21 protein-coding genes and 1 pseudogene are annotated in these 15,177 nt (G+C 72.6%); 12 read left to right on the top strand and 10 right to left on the bottom strand.

Features of this window, described 5'->3' with window-relative positions; genetic code table 11:
- Positions 1-22: 22 nt before the first annotated feature.
- The 6 genes from AB0D10_RS08605 (at position 23) to AB0D10_RS08580 (ending at position 4,631) form a co-directional block, all read left to right on the top strand.
- On the top strand, positions 23-583 hold the full coding sequence (locus tag AB0D10_RS08605; protein ID WP_360253320.1) for a toxin-antitoxin system HicB family antitoxin: 561 nt from the start codon (positions 23-25) through the stop codon (positions 581-583).
- A 137-nt stretch (positions 584-720) separates the two neighbouring features.
- Positions 721-1,560 carry a DUF4097 family beta strand repeat-containing protein gene (locus tag AB0D10_RS08600; protein ID WP_360253318.1) on the top strand — a complete coding sequence of 280 codons (840 nt, stop codon included), beginning with the start codon at positions 721-723 and terminating at the stop codon, positions 1,558-1,560.
- Positions 1,560-2,486 (top strand): ATP-binding cassette domain-containing protein, encoded by a 927-nt coding sequence (locus AB0D10_RS08595; protein WP_360253316.1) that lies wholly within the window; start codon positions 1,560-1,562, stop codon positions 2,484-2,486. The genes AB0D10_RS08600 and AB0D10_RS08595 overlap by 1 nt, the downstream gene beginning before the upstream one ends.
- Positions 2,483-3,289, top strand: a complete 807-nt coding sequence (locus tag AB0D10_RS08590) for an ABC transporter permease (protein ID WP_360253314.1) — start codon at positions 2,483-2,485, stop codon at positions 3,287-3,289. The genes AB0D10_RS08595 and AB0D10_RS08590 overlap by 4 nt, the downstream gene beginning before the upstream one ends.
- 209 nt (positions 3,290-3,498) lie before the next feature.
- A complete protein-coding gene (locus AB0D10_RS08585) occupies positions 3,499-4,032 on the top strand; it encodes a hypothetical protein (protein ID WP_360253312.1) in 534 nt (177 codons plus the stop codon).
- Positions 4,033-4,142: 110 nt separating this feature from the next.
- On the top strand, positions 4,143-4,631 hold the full coding sequence (locus tag AB0D10_RS08580; RefSeq protein WP_360253310.1) for a hypothetical protein: 489 nt from the start codon (positions 4,143-4,145) through the stop codon (positions 4,629-4,631).
- A gap of 60 nt (positions 4,632-4,691) precedes the next feature.
- Here the strand turns inward: AB0D10_RS08580 and AB0D10_RS08575 are convergent, their stop codons facing one another.
- A complete protein-coding gene (locus tag AB0D10_RS08575) occupies positions 4,692-5,090 on the bottom strand; it encodes a hypothetical protein (protein ID WP_360253308.1) in 399 nt (132 codons plus the stop codon).
- Positions 5,091-5,396: 306 nt separating this feature from the next.
- Between AB0D10_RS08575 and AB0D10_RS08570 the strand changes: the two genes are divergently transcribed.
- Positions 5,397-5,678 carry a hypothetical protein gene (locus tag AB0D10_RS08570; RefSeq protein ID WP_360253306.1) on the top strand — a complete coding sequence of 94 codons (282 nt, stop codon included), beginning with the start codon at positions 5,397-5,399 and terminating at the stop codon, positions 5,676-5,678.
- Between the two features lie 44 nt (positions 5,679-5,722).
- Here AB0D10_RS08570 and AB0D10_RS08565 read toward each other — a convergent pair whose 3' ends face one another.
- From AB0D10_RS08565 to AB0D10_RS08550, 4 genes are all read right to left on the bottom strand, one after another.
- Positions 5,723-6,325 carry a hypothetical protein gene (locus AB0D10_RS08565; RefSeq protein ID WP_360253304.1) on the bottom strand — a complete coding sequence of 201 codons (603 nt, stop codon included), beginning with the start codon at positions 6,323-6,325 and terminating at the stop codon, positions 5,723-5,725.
- Positions 6,322-6,702, bottom strand: a complete 381-nt coding sequence (locus AB0D10_RS08560) for a PadR family transcriptional regulator (protein WP_360253302.1) — start codon at positions 6,700-6,702, stop codon at positions 6,322-6,324. Before AB0D10_RS08560 ends, AB0D10_RS08565 begins: the two co-directional genes overlap by 4 nt.
- Positions 6,703-6,807: 105 nt before the next feature.
- Positions 6,808-6,993, bottom strand: a complete 186-nt coding sequence (locus AB0D10_RS08555) for a DUF397 domain-containing protein (protein WP_360253300.1) — start codon at positions 6,991-6,993, stop codon at positions 6,808-6,810.
- A 2-nt stretch (positions 6,994-6,995) separates the two neighbouring features.
- Positions 6,996-7,847 (bottom strand): helix-turn-helix transcriptional regulator, encoded by an 852-nt coding sequence (locus tag AB0D10_RS08550; protein WP_360253298.1) that lies wholly within the window; start codon positions 7,845-7,847, stop codon positions 6,996-6,998.
- 233 nt (positions 7,848-8,080) lie between these two features.
- Here AB0D10_RS08550 and AB0D10_RS08545 point away from each other — a divergent pair, with 233 nt between their 5' ends.
- Both AB0D10_RS08545 and AB0D10_RS08540 read left to right on the top strand, forming a co-directional pair.
- Positions 8,081-8,449 (top strand): ATP-binding protein, encoded by a 369-nt coding sequence (locus AB0D10_RS08545; protein WP_360253296.1) that lies wholly within the window; start codon positions 8,081-8,083, stop codon positions 8,447-8,449.
- A gap of 355 nt (positions 8,450-8,804) precedes the next feature.
- Positions 8,805-9,140 carry an NIPSNAP family protein gene (locus AB0D10_RS08540; RefSeq protein ID WP_360253294.1) on the top strand — a complete coding sequence of 112 codons (336 nt, stop codon included), beginning with the start codon at positions 8,805-8,807 and terminating at the stop codon, positions 9,138-9,140.
- Between the two features lie 173 nt (positions 9,141-9,313).
- Here the strand turns inward: AB0D10_RS08540 and AB0D10_RS08535 are convergent.
- A pseudogene (locus AB0D10_RS08535) lies at positions 9,314-9,578 on the bottom strand (MarR family winged helix-turn-helix transcriptional regulator); the annotation flags it as partial.
- Between the two features lie 103 nt (positions 9,579-9,681).
- Between AB0D10_RS08535 and AB0D10_RS08530 the strand changes: the two are divergent.
- Positions 9,682-9,984: a hypothetical protein gene (locus tag AB0D10_RS08530; protein WP_360253561.1), complete on the top strand. Its 303-nt coding sequence runs from the start codon at positions 9,682-9,684 to the stop codon at positions 9,982-9,984.
- Between the two features lie 63 nt (positions 9,985-10,047).
- On the opposite strand, the gene AB0D10_RS08525 is transcribed toward AB0D10_RS08530, so the two are convergent.
- The gene (locus AB0D10_RS08525; RefSeq protein ID WP_360253292.1) at positions 10,048-10,893 is read right to left on the bottom strand and encodes an NAD(P)H-binding protein; all 846 of its coding nucleotides are present in this window, start codon (positions 10,891-10,893) and stop codon (positions 10,048-10,050) included.
- A gap of 84 nt (positions 10,894-10,977) precedes the next feature.
- Between AB0D10_RS08525 and AB0D10_RS08520 the strand changes: the two genes are divergently transcribed.
- Complete coding sequence (locus AB0D10_RS08520; protein WP_360253290.1) at positions 10,978-11,577, top strand: TetR/AcrR family transcriptional regulator; 600 nt, start codon at positions 10,978-10,980, stop codon at positions 11,575-11,577.
- A 61-nt stretch (positions 11,578-11,638) separates the two neighbouring features.
- Here AB0D10_RS08520 and AB0D10_RS08515 read toward each other — a convergent pair whose 3' ends face one another.
- Together AB0D10_RS08515 and AB0D10_RS08510 are read right to left on the bottom strand one after the other, a co-directional pair.
- The gene (locus AB0D10_RS08515; RefSeq protein ID WP_360253288.1) at positions 11,639-12,475 is read right to left on the bottom strand and encodes an NAD(P)H-binding protein; all 837 of its coding nucleotides are present in this window, start codon (positions 12,473-12,475) and stop codon (positions 11,639-11,641) included.
- A 42-nt stretch (positions 12,476-12,517) separates the two neighbouring features.
- Positions 12,518-13,102 (bottom strand): hypothetical protein, encoded by a 585-nt coding sequence (locus AB0D10_RS08510; protein WP_360253286.1) that lies wholly within the window; start codon positions 13,100-13,102, stop codon positions 12,518-12,520.
- Between the two features lie 193 nt (positions 13,103-13,295).
- On the opposite strand from AB0D10_RS08510, the gene AB0D10_RS08505 reads away from it, so the two are divergent.
- On the top strand, positions 13,296-14,066 hold the full coding sequence (locus tag AB0D10_RS08505) for an MBL fold metallo-hydrolase (protein WP_360253284.1): 771 nt from the start codon (positions 13,296-13,298) through the stop codon (positions 14,064-14,066).
- A gap of 25 nt (positions 14,067-14,091) precedes the next feature.
- Here AB0D10_RS08505 and AB0D10_RS08500 read toward each other — a convergent pair whose 3' ends face one another.
- Positions 14,092-15,078: a zinc-binding dehydrogenase gene (locus tag AB0D10_RS08500; RefSeq protein ID WP_360253282.1), complete on the bottom strand. Its 987-nt coding sequence runs from the start codon at positions 15,076-15,078 to the stop codon at positions 14,092-14,094.
- Between the last annotated feature and the right edge of the window lie 99 nt (positions 15,079-15,177).

Below are 15,177 nucleotides of genomic sequence, written 5' to 3'. Positions count from 1 at the left end.
ACTGCCGTGCCATGCTTGAGCCATGGACCTCACGCCGTACGTCGAAAACCTCCGGAACGAACTCGCGGTGGCCGCCGCCGCCGGTGGGGACGAAGCCCGTGCGCTGGCCGACCGGCTGACGCTCCCGCTGGAGTCGGCCGTACGGCTCACGCTGCTCAACGCGCTGTCGGCCGCCATGGGCGAGGTCACCCGCGACCTCGCCCCGGGTTCGGTGGACGTGCGCCTGCGCGGGCTCGACCCGGAGTTCGTCGTGACCGCGCCGCCCGGCTCCGACGGCTTCCACGGGGACGCGCCGTCCGTGGTGCCACCGGCCCCGGTCGTGGTGCCACCGGTGGCTCCGGTGGTGCCGGAGTCGGACGAGAGCGGCACGGCCCGGATCAACCTGCGCCTGCCCGCCAACCTCAAGATCCGGGCGGAGGAGGCCGCCGGGCAGGAAGGTCTCTCCCTCAACGCCTGGCTGGCCCGGGCCGTCGCCGGCGCGCTGGAGGCGGGCGGCCGTCCGGTCGCCCTCCCGGTCGCCGACCCGGGCGCCCGCACTCCGCGCAGTGTCGGCGGCCAGGGCTTCACCGGCTGGGTCCACTGACGCTCCCGCGCCACCGACGGCCCGCTCCACCTGTACCACCCGTAACAGCCCGAACGTTCCACAGCCTTCGCACCTTCGACGTCACCCCCGCTCCGACCAGCGGGAACACTCACACGAGCCAAGAGGACGGGACAGCCATGCCTACGTACGAGACCGACGGACCGATCTCCGCCGCCTTCGACTTCGAGATCGGCGCACTGTGGATCACCGCCGGCAAGCGCACCGACGCCGTGGTCGAGGTGCGGCCCGCCAACGCGGCGAGGGAGGCGGACGTCAAGGCCGCCGAGCTGACCCAGGTCGACTTCTCCGGCGGTCGGCTCACCGTCAAGGGGCCGAAGCAGCGCACCGTGTTCTCCAGTAAGAAGGGGTCGATCGAGGTCCTGGTCGAGCTGCCGGCCGGCTCCCAGGTGCACGCCGACTCCCCGATGGCGGACTTCGTCGCCGAGGGTCCGCTCGGCGACTGCCGGCTGAAGACCTCCATGGGCCGGATCCAGGTCGACCGGGCCGACAGCGTGCGACTCAAGACCGACATGGGCGACATCCGGCTCGGCGCGGTCGCGGGGGACGCCGAGGTGTCCGGCTCCGGCCGGATCGAGATCGGCACCGTCGGCGGTGCGCTGACGGTCAAGAACAGCAACGGCGACACCGAGATCGACGAGGTGCACGGCGAGCTGACCGCCAACGCCTCCAACGGCCGGATCCACGTCGGCCTCGCCGGGGCGGACGTGGACGCCAAGTCGGCCAACGGCCACCTCCGGGTCGGCCGGGTGGTCCGGGGCAAGGTCACCCTGCGGACCGGTGTCGGGGACGTGGAGGTCGGCATCGCGGAGGGCACGGCGGCCTGGCTCGACGTGCACAGCAAGTTCGGCGGCGTCCGCAACTCCCTCGGCGAGGCCGACGGCCCGGGCGGCGCCCGGGAGACCGTCGAGGTCCGCGGCAGCACCCAGGTCGGCAGCATCATCGTCCGGAGGGCCTGATGACCGCGATCTCGGCGACCGGACTCACCAAGTCCTACGGCGACAAGTCGGTGCTCGCGGGCATCGACCTGCAGATCCCCGCCGGCACCGTGTTCGCCCTGCTCGGGCCGAACGGCGCCGGCAAGACCACCACCGTGCAGATCCTCTCCACCCTGATCCCGGCGGACGGCGGCACGGCCCGGGTGGCCGGCCACGACGTGGTCCGCGAGGCCGACGGGGTGCGGAAGGCGATCGGGGTCACCGGCCAGTTCGCGGCGGTGGACAACCTGCTCACCGCCGAGGAGAACCTGCTGCTGATGGCCGACCTCAACCACCTCCGCCGTCGGGAGGGGCGGAGGCGGGCCGAGGAACTGCTGCACCGCTTCGACCTCGCCGGGGCCGCGCGCACGCCCGTCACCACCTTCTCCGGCGGCATGCGGCGCAAGCTCGACCTGGCGATGACGCTGGTCGGCGACCCGGAGGTGATCTTCCTCGACGAGCCGACCACCGGACTGGATCCGCGCAGCCGCCGCACCATGAGGGAGATCATCCGGGGCCTGGTCGCCGACCAGGGCGTGACGGTCCTCCTCACCACCCAGTACCTGGAGGAGGCCGACCAGCTCGCCGACCGGATCGCCGTCCTGGACGGCGGCCGGATCGTCGCCGAGGGCACCGCCGAGGAGCTGAAGCGGATCGTCCCCGGCGGGCGGATCCGGCTCCGGTTCGCCGACGCCGCCCAACTGGGTGCCGCCGCCGGCCTGTTCGACTACGCCGCCGTCGACACCGAGGCGCTGCGGCTGGACATCCCGGGGGACAACTCCGTCATCACGGTGAAGGCCGTCCTCGACGCGCTCGACAACGCCTCCGTGCGGGCCGAGTCGCTGGTCGTGGAGACGGCCGACCTGGACGACGTGTTCCTCACTCTGACCGGGGAGGGCGTGCGATGAGCGCGACCACGAGCGTGACCACGAACGCGACCACGAACGCGACCATGAGCCACGCGGTCCGCGACTCGCTGACCATGCTGCGGCGCAACCTCAAGCGCGCGCAGCGGTACCCGGCGATGACCTTCTCGGTCGTGGTGATGCCGGTGATGATGCTGGCGCTCTTCAACTACGCCTTCGGCGGGGCGCTGGGGCTCGGCATCGGCGGCGGTAGTTACATCGACTACGTGACGCCGGGGATCGTGCTGATGACGGCGACGGCCGGGTCCGTCGCCACGGCGGTCGGTGTCTGCGTCGACATGACCGAGGGGATCGTCAACCGGTTCCGGACGATGGCGATATCGCGGTCGGCGTTCCTCGCCGGCCACGTGATCGGCAGTGTGATCCAGACCGTGATCGCGCTGGTGCTGGTGACGGGCGCGGCCTTCGCGATGGGCTTCCGGTCGCACGCGGGCCCGGTGGAGTGGCTCGCGGCCGCAGGGCTGCTGCTGTTCGTCACGCTGGCGCTGACCTGGATATCGGCAGGCATCGGGCTGGTCTCGAAGACGCCGGAGAGCGCCAGCAACACGCCGCTGCCGCTGACCTTCCTGCCCTTCATCGGCAGCGCCATCGTCCCGCCCGACTCCATGCCGACGGCCCTGCGCTGGTTCGCCGAGTACCAGCCCTTCACGCCCGTCATCGAGACCCTGCGCGGCCTGCTGATGGGCACCGCGATCGGCACCAGCGCGTGGAGCGCCCTCGCCTGGTGCACCGGTCTGACGCTGCTCGGCTACTTCTGGTCGCGGAGCGTCTTCCACCGGCGGTGACGGGGGTACGGCCGGTGGACGCGGCCCGGGTGACGGAACCCCCGTCACCCGGGCCGTAGGGCTCGTCGTCGACCGCCCGCCCGCGGGAGTTCGGCGCCGGGCCCGGGGGCGTGCCCGTAGTAAAGTCCGGGCAAAAGTTCACCCAGGGGGAGTACATGGCGGCGGCTGCGTGGCACAGACGGATCGAATGGTGGTTCAGGGGCGCCGCGTTGGTCGCGTTCCTGGCCTACCTGCCGGGCTACCAGGCCTCCCGCTCGGGTGGCCTGGTGGAGGTCGAGCGCTGGCTGAACCACCCCGTCCTGCTGCTCGGGACGGCAGCGGTGATGCTCATGGTCTCGATGCTGGTCCGGTTCGAGTTCCGCGAGAGGTGGGCGCAGCTCGGCTGCGCCGCCGTCCTGTCGCCGCTCATCGTGGTCACGGTGGTGATCGGGGCCGTCACGTACTTCCTGGGCGGTGACGGCCGGCTGGTCGAGCGCAAGCCCGACCCGAGCCGCCCCGAGCACGTCCTGATCATCACCGACGTGGCGTTCTCCATCGACCCGATCTACCGGGTGGAGCTGCTGACCGGTAGTGGCTGGACGGCCCGCCACTGGGACCTGGGCACCTGGGACGAGGGCGACGGCTTCCGCAGGGCCGAGTGGTCCGGGCCGGACCGGATCACGGTGACCACGGAGCACGAGGCCAGGGTCTACAGCGTCAACGGCGACGGCCGGCTGAGCGGGCCGGAGGTCACGCCCCGCTAGGCAGTGCCCGTCTGCCCGTCTGCCCGTCTGCCCGTCTGCCCGTCTGCCCGTCTGCCCGTCTGCGGGCGCTGGGGGTGGGTTGCCGGCGGGCGGCGCTATCGTCACCGGCCATGGGATTCTCCGGGGCCTTCGTGGTGGCGCGCTCTGCGCGGTCGCTGACCGAACTGACGTCGGTCCGGGTGGACGAGGTGCTGCCCGAGTGGGAGGCCGAAGGCGCCGGGGCCGGCGACTGGCGGATCCTGCAGACCGGCGGCCCGGTCGACACGGCGACCGGGATCGTGGCCGAGACCGGGGCCCCGGTGCTCGTGATGCACGTCCACGACAACGACTTCGTCTTCGCGCAGCCCTGGGGGTCGGGTGGCCTGAGCTGGCACAGCACCTTCCCCCGGGAGATGGCCCTGGACTGCGAGCTGCCCGAGAAGTGGATCACTGAGCCCGATGAGATCGCGCCCCGCGCGGCCGCCTGGGCGGAGGGCGCCGGGCTGCGGCCCGACCAGGTCGCGGTGCTGGCCGTGCTGGAGCAGGGGAGTGAGCTGCTCGCAGAGGACCTGGCGCTGGACCTCACCCGCGCACTGGGCTTCGGATTCCCGAAGGGGTAGACCCGGCTCCCCGCGGGGCGCGACCGCCGCGCGGGGAGCCGGGTGCCGGTGGCCGGGCGGCTACCAGCGGTCGATGCCCATGACCTTCGCCGCGTTGTGGATGGCGTTGTAGTGCGGGATCGACATGTCGGACTTCTTCTGGCCCGCGGGCAGGTTCTTGTCGGCCGCGCGGAACTCGTCCCGGGCGGAGGCGAGCAGGCTGGTGCCGTAGGAGACCGGGACGTCGTTCTTGCCGTGGATCGGGTGTGACTTGGCGGCGGTCTGGCTGCCCGCGTTGGCGAGGATGCTGCGGGCCTGGTTGTAGGCGTCGGCCTTGACCGTCTTCGGGTTGCGGACCTGCGCCTGCACCCCGGCCACCGGCCGGGCCTGTTCGGCGGCGGTGGCGACGGGCGCGGCGGCGGCGCAGAGGGCGCCGGCGGTCACGAGGACGGCGAGGGCGTTCCGGAGGTTCCGGTCCATGGGAATGCCTTTCGGTGAATGATCGTCAAAGTTGCTCGGTAGCACCGCATGCGTGAACGGTGCGGGTGCGAACGCCTTCGTCACTACCCAGGCCCTCCGCAGCGGAAAACCGCCTTCCGCTCGGAGAGTTCGGGAGCGATCCGATCAAGCCGTTCTCGATCCGCGTCGGTCGTATCGCCATACTGGCGCGATGGAAGCCGAGTTCTACGCCGACGTCATCGCCGCCGGCGGCCTGACCGCCGTACTGGAACGGGCGGCGAGCAGCGCCGCCCCTGCCCCCGGGGGATGTCGATGAGCGGGGACGGCATGGGCGACGCCACCGTGGGGAGCGACGTGCAACCGGGCTTGGGCGAGATCGAGTGGTGGTTCGCCGCCGTCGCGGACGGCCGGGTGAGCAGGGACGCGGCCGACCGCTGGGCCGGGCGGTGGTTCCTCGACGACGGACTCCAGTGGGACGACCTGTCCCTGTGGGCACTGAACCTGCTGCACGGCATCGACCTGCGGACCGGGCCCGGAGAGCCGTACCTGCACGACGAGGCGCAGGTGCAGGAGTGGTTGGCCGAGTTGAGGCACCGCCGGCGCCGGTGAGGGCGCGGGCGGCTCGCGCCTCGGGCCGTCAGAGCGGCTCCGGCTCAGGCCGTGGCGGCGCCGCGCAGGCGGGCGGCGGATCGGGCCAGCAGCGCCGCCGCGAGCAGGACCGGGCTGAAACCCAGGGCGCACGCGGCGAGCACGTCGACCGCGGTCAGCCCCGCCGAGGAGGTCGCGACGAAGGCGGCGGCGGCCAAGGGCGTGGTCAGGACGGGGGCGAGCAGGAGCAGGGTGGCCTGCTTCTTCTGCTCGCGGCTCCACATCCGGGAACTGGTGACGCGGACGGCGGCGGTGACGGCGGCCGCCAGCGCGAGCACGGGCCCGGCGACCGGGAGCAGGAGCAGCGGAAAGGGGAGCACCGCGAGGAGCAGCGTCACGTTGGTCCGGCGGGCGCTCTCCGGCTCGGGAAGGGTCAGTCCGTCCTCGGCGAGCGCGGCGTCGGCGATCTGCCGGGGGGTGCCGAGCTGTTCCAGGACGCGGCGGACGGCGGCCTCGTCGGCGGGGTCGTGCTCGGCGAGCGAGACCTCGACGTGTTCGCGCAGGTCGGCGAGGAGTTCGCGGCGGCGCTCCTCGGACAGGGGGGCGGTGTAGCGGGTGACCGCGTCGAGGTGGGCGCGGACCAGGGGGTGCTCGATGGGGTTGTTCACGGGTTCTCTCCCGGGTCGAGGACGTGGTCGACGGTTTCGCGGAAGGCGGGCCAGAGGGTGGTGAACTCCCGCAGCGCTTCGCGGCCGGTGTCGGTGAGCGTGTAGTAGCGGCGGGACGGTCCGCTGGCCGAGTCGCGGAGGAAGGTCTCGGCGAGCCCGGCTCGGCGCAGCCGGGAGAGCAGGGGGTAGATCGTCCCCTGGCTGGTGGCCAGCATCGGGAAGCGGCCGAGTTCCTGGAGCAGTTCGACGCCGTAGCGCGGGCCGTCCTTGAGCAGGGCCAGTACGCAGTACTCCAGCACGCCCTTGCGCAGCTGGGTCGCCACGGGCCCGTCGGGGGCCTCGGCGGGCCCGTCCGGGTTGGTGATGCCAGGTACCATGCATCACAAGGTAGCAGGCGGAACAAGGTAGCGCGACGGACCGACCCGCCGGAGAGAACGAAACGGCCCGCCGAAGAGCCGGCGGGCCGTGGGTGGGGGAGTGGGTCAGACGTCGAACTCGCCGTTGCGGATGGCGGAGACGAGGTCACGCCATTCGGCGGGGGTGAGTTGGGCGACGGCCTCGGGCAGAAGGCTGCTGCGGACGTAGACGGCGCCGGGGCCCATGGCTATCTCGGGGCAAGCGTTGCTGTCCGCGCAAGCCTCGGGGCGCTTCCAGTGAAGGGTTTCCATGGCTAGAGCTCTTTCCTGATAAGCCGGATGACGTCCCGAGACTGGCTCTCGGTCAGAGAGCGTTCGGCCATCACGTCGATCATGTGGCGGTAGTTGTCCAGGTACTTCTGCTCGTGCAGGAACGCTGGTCCGCCGACTGCATCGAGCTGGACGGTATCCAATCGGGGTACCGGCCCCTTCGCGTAGAACACGCCTTGCCCTGCGCCGATGAATCCGTCGGAGTTGAAGCTGATTACTCGGAGCGTGACGTGCGGTAGCTCGGAGAACTCAAGCAGCTTGTCCAGCTGTTGCCTTGTGGCGTCACGCCCGCCGAATAGCATGCGCAGGGCGGCTTCGTGGACCAGTGCCGAGTACGGCCGGGCTCCTTGGCGCATCATCAGTGCGGTTCTCTGGAGACGGTGTTCAAGGCGAGCTTCGAGTAGCCGAGGTGGCAGCGGCGGGTAGACCTCGCGGAAGATGGCTCTTGCGTAGGCATCCGTCTGCATCGCGCCCGGAACATGCGATACCTGGTAGGTCTGCATTCCCTCGGCGAAGTGCTCCATCTCCGCAATGTCGAGGAAGCCGATCGGTACGGAACCCCGGTAGTCCTCCCACCAACCCCGGTGGCGTTCCTCGGCCATGGCCGCGAGGGCCTCCACGAAAGCGTGGTCGCTCTCCGCGTAGTCGCAGGCGAGCATGCGGACCCGCTCGGCGCTGATCGGGTACTGCCCCTTCTCGATCTGGGTGATCTTCGTTCGGGCGAATCCGAACAGCGCGGCGGCTTGGGCGGTCGTGCGTTCGGCGCAGTCGCGCATCTTGCGCAGCTCGATGCCGACTCGCTCCTGCCTGGCTGACGGGGTGGTTCGTGGTGGCATGCCCCCAAGCATCCATCGCGATCCCTTGAGGGGTCCAGCAATCCTCCGATCGAGTGAAGGGTCGGGGTAGAAGTACCCCAACATGTACCACCGGGCTCTACATTCGGTGATGCACCGATCACCGATGCGGGCGTCAGTAACGCTTCCTCGCACCGAAGAACACCCATGTCCAGTGGGCTCGTTCACGGCGACGTATCCGCCGGTCTCACCCCTTCCCCTTCCGGGAGACCCCTGTGCGCAACCTCAACTCCCCCTCCCTCACGCTCTCCCGCGACGCCCTGCGCGACGGCATGACCCGCGCCGGCTGGCCGCCCGCCTCCATCGCGGACGCCGAACTCGCCCTGGTCGAACTCATCGTCAACGCCTGGCGTCACGGCGGGACGACCTCCCCGGTCGTCCTCATCCTCTTCCTCGCCGACACCCTCCGCGTCACGGTCTCCGACCGCAGTCCGAGCCTCCCGGAGCAGCAACCCCTTTCCGTCCTGGCCGAGTCGGGCCGGGGCCTCCAGCTCGTCGCCGGCCTCACCCACCGCTGGGGCGTCGACCCCCAGCACCTCGGCAAGAGCGTCTGGTTCGAGCTGCAGCTGGACGGTGCCGCGTGAGCGCCCACCACCCCATCCACCCCGCCGATCCGGCCCTGCTCCACCTCACGGTCCGCCAGCTCTCCGAGCTGATCATCGAACTCCGCACCGAAGGGCGAGTTCGGCCTCCTCTGGCCCTCCGCCGCCCCGGGGGAGACCAATCTGCACGGCCTGCGCCTCATCAACCTCGGCAACATTCCGGCCAGCACGCTGATCAACCTCCTCGCGCTCCTCCGCGAGTACAAGCGCAACCGTGACGCCCGCTCCTGATCTCCTGCGCACCTGTCCGCTTCCCGCGTAGGCTCTCCGCCCGGCCGGGGGATCCGCCCCCGGCCTGCGGTGCGCCGACTGTGCGCCAACCACCGGGAGAACCAGCGTGATACTCGAACTCCGCACCTACCGCCTGAAGCCGGGCACCCGTGCCGACTTCGTCCGCGTGATGGCCGAGGAGGCCGTTCCGCTGCTCGAAGCGGCCGGCATCCGGGTCGTCGACCACGGGGCCTCACTGGTCGACGAGGACGGACACGAAGAGGCCTACCTGATCCGGGCGTTCGACTCCGTCGAGCAGCACCGTTCGCAGGAGGACGCCTTCTACGGCAGTGACATCTGGCGTCAGGGCCCGCGTGAGGCCATCGTCTCGCGCATCGAGAGCCTGCACTCGATCGTGATCGAGGTCGCCGAGGGCGCCGTCGAGGCTTTCAAGCGCAACTGACGCTTCGCCCGCCCGGATCGAACCCGCCCGGCTCGAACCCGGCTCGCCCGAACCCCGCTCGCCCGAACCCGGCTCGCCCGAACCCGGCTCGCCCGAACCCGGTTCGCCCGAACCGTGGTGGTCCGAACGTCGGCTGTCCGAGACCCCGGCAGGTCTCGGGCCGCGTGGCCGGGTCACCCCCGGGGCCAGGGCCGCCCCGGCGATGTCCTCGATGCTGGTGTCGAACCGGCGCAGGTACCCGGCGAACCGCTCGACGTCCTCCTCCGGCCAGTCGGCCATCACGAGGTCCAGGGCCCGGACGTGGGCCGCGCGTTCGTCGACCAGCCGTTGCTGTCCCGCCGCCGTCAGCCGGAACGTGCGGGCGATGCCGCCGTCCGGATCCGGGATGGGTTCCAGCAGTCCCGCGCTCTTCGGTGCCGCCGTCTGCCGGTTGAGGCTGCGGCCGGGTACGGGCCGGCACTGCCGCTGACGGGGGATCCACCTGGGGCGTGCTGATCGCCGGGATCGTCTCCAGCGGCGGTGTGACCCGGCCTGCGGCGCGATGCCCGCGCTGATCACGGGCGCGGCCCCGCTGTCCGCGCCGGCGTCGGCGAACAGCTTCAACGCCCTGACGCGTTCGCTGGGCACCTCGGTGTCCGCCGCTGTCGTCGGTGTGGTGCTGTCCCAGCTGACCGTCATCCTGGACGGTCACACCCTCCCGTCGGAGAGCGGCTTCCGGGTCGTCCCGGTGATCGGCTGCGGCGTCGCCCCGGTCGCGGCCGCCGTCGTCGCCGTCCCCGCCCCGCCGGCTCCCGCGCTCCGGTCGGTGCCCGCCCCGGGGGGGGCGAGGACGGTGAGGCGGTGAACCCCGCCACCGCCCGATCCGGTGCGGGGTCCGGCCCCGCGCGGTGTCGGACCCCCGCGGCCCCTACCGGAACGCCGACAGGTTGCGAACGGCCCACGCGCCGAAGGGTGCGGCCGGGCGGCCCAGGATCGCCGCCACGTCGGGGCTGATCGTCAGTTCGGCCGGGAGCGGGAGCCCGAGGACGTCCAGCGTTCCGGGGATGACCTGCTCCGGCATGAACCGGGCCAGGTGGGCGTGGGCCTGCTCGCGGGACAGCTCGACGAAGGCGACCTCCTCGCCCAGTGCCTCGGCGAGGGCCGCGGCCTGTCGGCGCGGGCTGATCGGCTCGGGGCCGGTCAGCTCGTAGGTGCGGCCGGCGTGCCCGTCCTCGCGCAGGACGGCTGCGGCGACCGCCGCGATGTCCGCCGGGTCGACGACGGGCAGCGCCACGTCGCCGAACGGGGCGAAGACCGTGCGCTCGGTGCGGACCGTCTCGGCCCAGGCGAAGGCGTTGGAGGCGAAGCCGCCGGGGCGCAGGACGGTGACGTCCCGTCCGGACGCGCCCAGGGCGTCCTCGAACTGCCGCAGCCGGGCGTGCGAGGGCGAGTCCGGGCGGGTGGCGCTGACCTGTGAGGAGACCAGGACGATCCGTTCGACCCCGGCGTCCGCGGCGGCGTCCAGCAGGGCCTCCGGGCTCTCGCCCCGGGTGTTGAGCTCGCCGCCCAGCAGCAGGAACAGCGCCCGGGACCCTTCGAGGGCGGGCCGCAGGCCCGCGGTGTCGCCGAGGTGGCCCCGCGCCCAGCGGACGCCGGTCGCGGGGGCGGCGGGCTGCGGCTGCCGGGACACGGCCACCACCTGTTCGCCCGCTCCGGCCAGCAGCTCCACCAGCGTCCGGCCGATGTTGCCGGTGGCACCCGTCACTGTGATCATCGAGATCCCCTCCCGTATGAGTTAGTTGACTGACTTAGAAAGACCGTAGCACGCGCCCACGGGAGGCTGTCTATAGTCAGTCGGGTGACTGACTCAGTGAATCGGCGCGCCCAGGCGTCGCAGAAGCGTCGGCGGCTCGCGGCCGCCGCGGCCCGGGTCCTCCACGAACAGGGCGTCGAGCGCACCACCCTCGCCGACATCGCGCGCGAGGCGGACGTCCCGGTCGGGAACGTCTACTACTACTTCAAGACCAAGGACGAGCTGGTCCGGGCGGCGCTGACCGAGCACGGCGCCCACCTGGACGAACTCACCGAAGCGCTGGAGCGCGCCGCCGACCCGCGGGACCGCCTCAAGGCACTGGTCGAAGCCTGGATCGGGCAGCGCGACATCGCCGCCCGGTTCGGCTGCCCGACCGGCACCCTGGCCGCCGAACTCGACAAGCGGGCCGACGGAGTCCTCGACGCGGAGGCCGGCGCAGTGATCCGGCGGCTGCTCGACTGGGCCGGGCGGCAGTTCCGTGAGCTGGGCCTGTCCGACCCGGACGGCCTGGCCCTCACCCTGGTCGCCGGCTACCAGGGCATGTCGCTGCTGGCCAACGCCCTGCGCGACCCGGACGTGATGACCCGTGAGGGGGCCCGGCTGCTGGGCTGGCTCGACTCGCTGGAGACGCCGGAGGGGAACTGACCCCGGCGCGGCGCGGCGCGGCGGGGCCGGGACCGGGGTCCCGGCCCCGGGGGCCTGACGCCTACCGGAAGTCCGCCGCGTGGTCCCGCACCCAGCTGCGGACGTCGCGCGGCGGCCGCCCCAGCACCCGCTCCACGGTGTCGGTCACCCGCTCCGGCTCGCGCGTGAACGACTCCCAGGCCCGCAGCCGGGAGTCGACGAACGCGGCGTTCCCCCAGGCCGCCGTCAGCTGCTCGCGGGCCGGCTCCGGCGCCAGTTCCTCCCACCGCAGGCCGACGCCCAGTTCCTCTCCGATGATCCCCGCCAGCTCGGCGTGCGACAGCGACTCCGGCCCGGTGACCACGTACCGGCAGCCGTGGTGCCCGTCCTCGGTGAGCGCCCGCACCGCGACGTCCGCGATGTCCTTCTCGTGCACCAGCGAACGGCGCGCCCGCCCGTACGGCCAGCGGACCACACCCGCCCGCACCTGGTCGGCCCAGGCGAGCAGGTTGCCCGCGAAGTCGATCGCCCGCACGAAGGTCCAGTCCAGGCCGGACCGCCGGATCAGCCGCTCGATCTCCTGGTGGAAGACCGCGGCCGGTTCGTCGTCCGCGAGGTCGGCCACGTCCGCCGACAGGTAGACGACGCGCTTCGCGTGGCGGGCGATCAGCTCGACGACCCCGGGTTCCACGGGCAGCCCGGGCCACATCAGGTAGACCGCCTCCACCCCGCCGGCCAGCGCGGGCTCCAGGCTCTCCGGCACCGTCAGGTCGCCCCGCACCGCCTCGACCCCCGCGGGCAGCGTGTCCTTCGCGGTGCCGCGGACCAACGCCCTTACCTCGTGGCCGTCTTCGGCCAGCGAGGCCACAACGTGCCTGCCCACACTGCCGTTCGCGCCGATCACCAGAATCGTGGTCATGCCCGGCCCAACGCCGTTCGGGCGGAGGCTATGCCCGGATGGTCAGCAACCGGACTCGTCCGGGCCGACGGGCGTCAGCCCGGCCTGCCGGGCCAGCCATTCGGCGCGTTCGAGGTCGCCGCTGCGGAAGTGGATGAACAGCGTGTGCTCCTCGGACGGCCGGTCGAAGTCCGCGTTGCGGCTGTTGAGCACGATCTGCAGGTGGGCGTCCTTGGCCCGCGGCTTCAGGTCGAGTTCCGGGACGGCGGGCCAGGCGAAGCCGCCCCAGTACAGCGCGGCGGGCCCGGACCCGACGATGCCGAGGAAACGCTCCTCGACCGACCCCGGGGGCCGCTCGAAGACGTCGACGTCGAACGGGGCCAGCTCGTCCACCCGCGGATCCCCCGTTTCGAACAGGGCGCGGACCTCGGCGCTGCTCTCGGGATGCGTCCGGTCGGAGGGCGACACCCAGCTGCCGGGGAAGGCTTCGAGCACCTGCCGCGCCTCCGCCGACGTCATCCCCAGCGCGTGGCAGTCCACCGAGACGTGGCCCCACGGCTCGGTGAAGTCCAGCAGGAGGCGGGCGGTGTCGTGGAGGGCCTGCCGGTCGGGCGTGCGCAGGACCGGAAGGGCCCGGGAGGTGCTCATGGCACGGAGTCAACCAGCCCGGGCAGGGCACGGCACGCCGATATTCGGCCCGACGGCCGACGGCCGACGGCCGACGCCCGACGCCCGACGGCCGACGGCCCGACGCCCGACAGCCGCCGCCCGACGGCCCGACGCCCGGCCGGCCCGCCACAAATGATCACGGGGGCCGGCCGCGGAGCGCTACCCTCGCCGGATGCCCGACGAACCTCTGCGCCTCACCGTCCTGGGGAGCGCGACGCCCTACCCGAGCGCCGACAACCCCTGCTCCGGCTACCTGGTGTCCGGAGCGGGCGCCCGGGTGTGGGTGGACGCCGGCAGCGGCACCCTCGGTCCGCTGCAGCGCCACGCCCGGCTCGACGAGCTGGACGCGATCTGGATCTCGCACCTGCACGCGGACCACTGCGCCGACCTGCTCACCGCCTACTACGGCGCGCTCTACGCGGACGTCCGGCTCGCCGCGCCGATCCCGCTGTACGGCCCGCGCGGAACCGCCGACCGGTTGGCGGCCTTCCTGACCAACACGGCGCGGCGCAGCCCGGTCGAATCCGCTTTCGCCGTCACCGAGCTGTCCGACGGCCACCGGGTGCGGGTCGGCGGTCTGACGCTGGTGAGCCGGGCGGTGGAGCACGGCATGCCGGCCTTCGCCCTCCGGGTGGAGGCCGGCGGCCGCTCCCTCGTCTACTCCGGTGACAGCGCCCCGTGCGACGCGCTCACCGAACTCGCCGACGGCTGCGACCTGTTGCTCTGCGAGGCGGAGAGCTCCGAGCCGGAGCCGGGCGACGGGGCCCCGGTGCACCACACCCCCGAGCAGGCCGGCGCCACCGCCGCGGCGGCCCGCGCCTCCCGCCTGCTCGTCACCCACGTCGGTCGCGCCATGACCCCGGCTGAGGCCGTCGGCCGGGCGGCGGCCCGTTTTGCCGGTCCGGTCGCCCACGCCGACCCGGGCGCGGTCTTCACGGTCTGACCGGCGGCCGGGCCCTCATGAGGGGTCAACCACTCACCCGTAGCACGTACTTGCCCGTGGCCCGGCGCTGCTCCATCGCGTCGTGCGCGGCCGCGACGGCGGTCAGGTCGGGCAGTTCGGTGACGGGGAGCTTGAGGCCGCCGTCGGCGAGGAGGTCGAGGACCCGGCGGATGGCGCGGGCCAGCCGGTCGGGGGCGGTGGCGGCCAGGCCGCGGTGGCTGAAGCCGGTGACGGTCAGGTTGCCCGCCATCAGGCGGCCGAGCGGGGGCAGGTCGGCGACGGCGCCGCCGCCCGCGTTGCCGAACAGGACGATGCGGGCGCCGGGTGCCGCCACGGCGAGGTCGAGTTCGAGGGCCTCGGTGCCCAGCGGGTCGAGGACGAGGTCGACGCCCCGGCCGTCGGTGGCGTTCCGGACGGCTTCGGACAGCGCCTCGTCGCGGGCGAAGGCGTGGTCGTAGCCGGAGGCGACCGTGGCGGCGGCCTTCTCCGGGCGGCCGACGGTGCCGATCAGCCGGCCGCCGCCGAGCAGCGGGACGAGCTGGGCGACGGCGTTGCCGATGCCGCCGCCCGCCGAGTGGACCAGCACGGTGTCTCCGGCGTCGAACCGCCCGGCGTCGGTCAGCAGCAGCATCGCGGTGGCCAGGCCGAGCGGGACGGCGGCGGCCTCGCGCAGGGCCACGCCGTCCGGGAGCGGCACGGTGAGCGCGGCTTCCGCGACCGCCACCTCCGCGAGGCCCGCGCCGACGGGCGCGGCGACGACCCGGTCACCGACGGCGAGGCCGGTGACGCCCTCGCCGATCTCCCGGACCGTGCCGGCGACCTCCTTGCCGGGCCGGTACGGCCACTCGGAGGTGTAGCCGCCGTCGCCGCGGCGGGCCATCACGTCGACGAAGTTCAGTCCGGCGTAGGCGACGTCGATCGCCACCTCGCCGGGCCCCGGGGTCGGTGCCCCGATCTCCCGGATCTGCGAGTTCTCGGCCCCACCGGGTGCGGTCATCACCAGTGCGCGCATGTCGGTCCCCCTCGACTACGATGTTCGACGAACTACGAAATTGACGCGGGACAGTGGTACCACGCCGTTTCCATGGATGTCGAACATCGCAGATCAGGA

The organism is Kitasatospora sp. NPDC048545 (assembly GCF_040651155.1).
In the GTDB taxonomy this organism is placed as follows: Bacteria; Actinomycetota; Actinomycetes; order Streptomycetales; family Streptomycetaceae; genus Kitasatospora.
The sequence above is the reverse complement of the archived record's forward strand: the minus strand, read 5'-3'. Positions and strand labels throughout refer to the sequence as shown.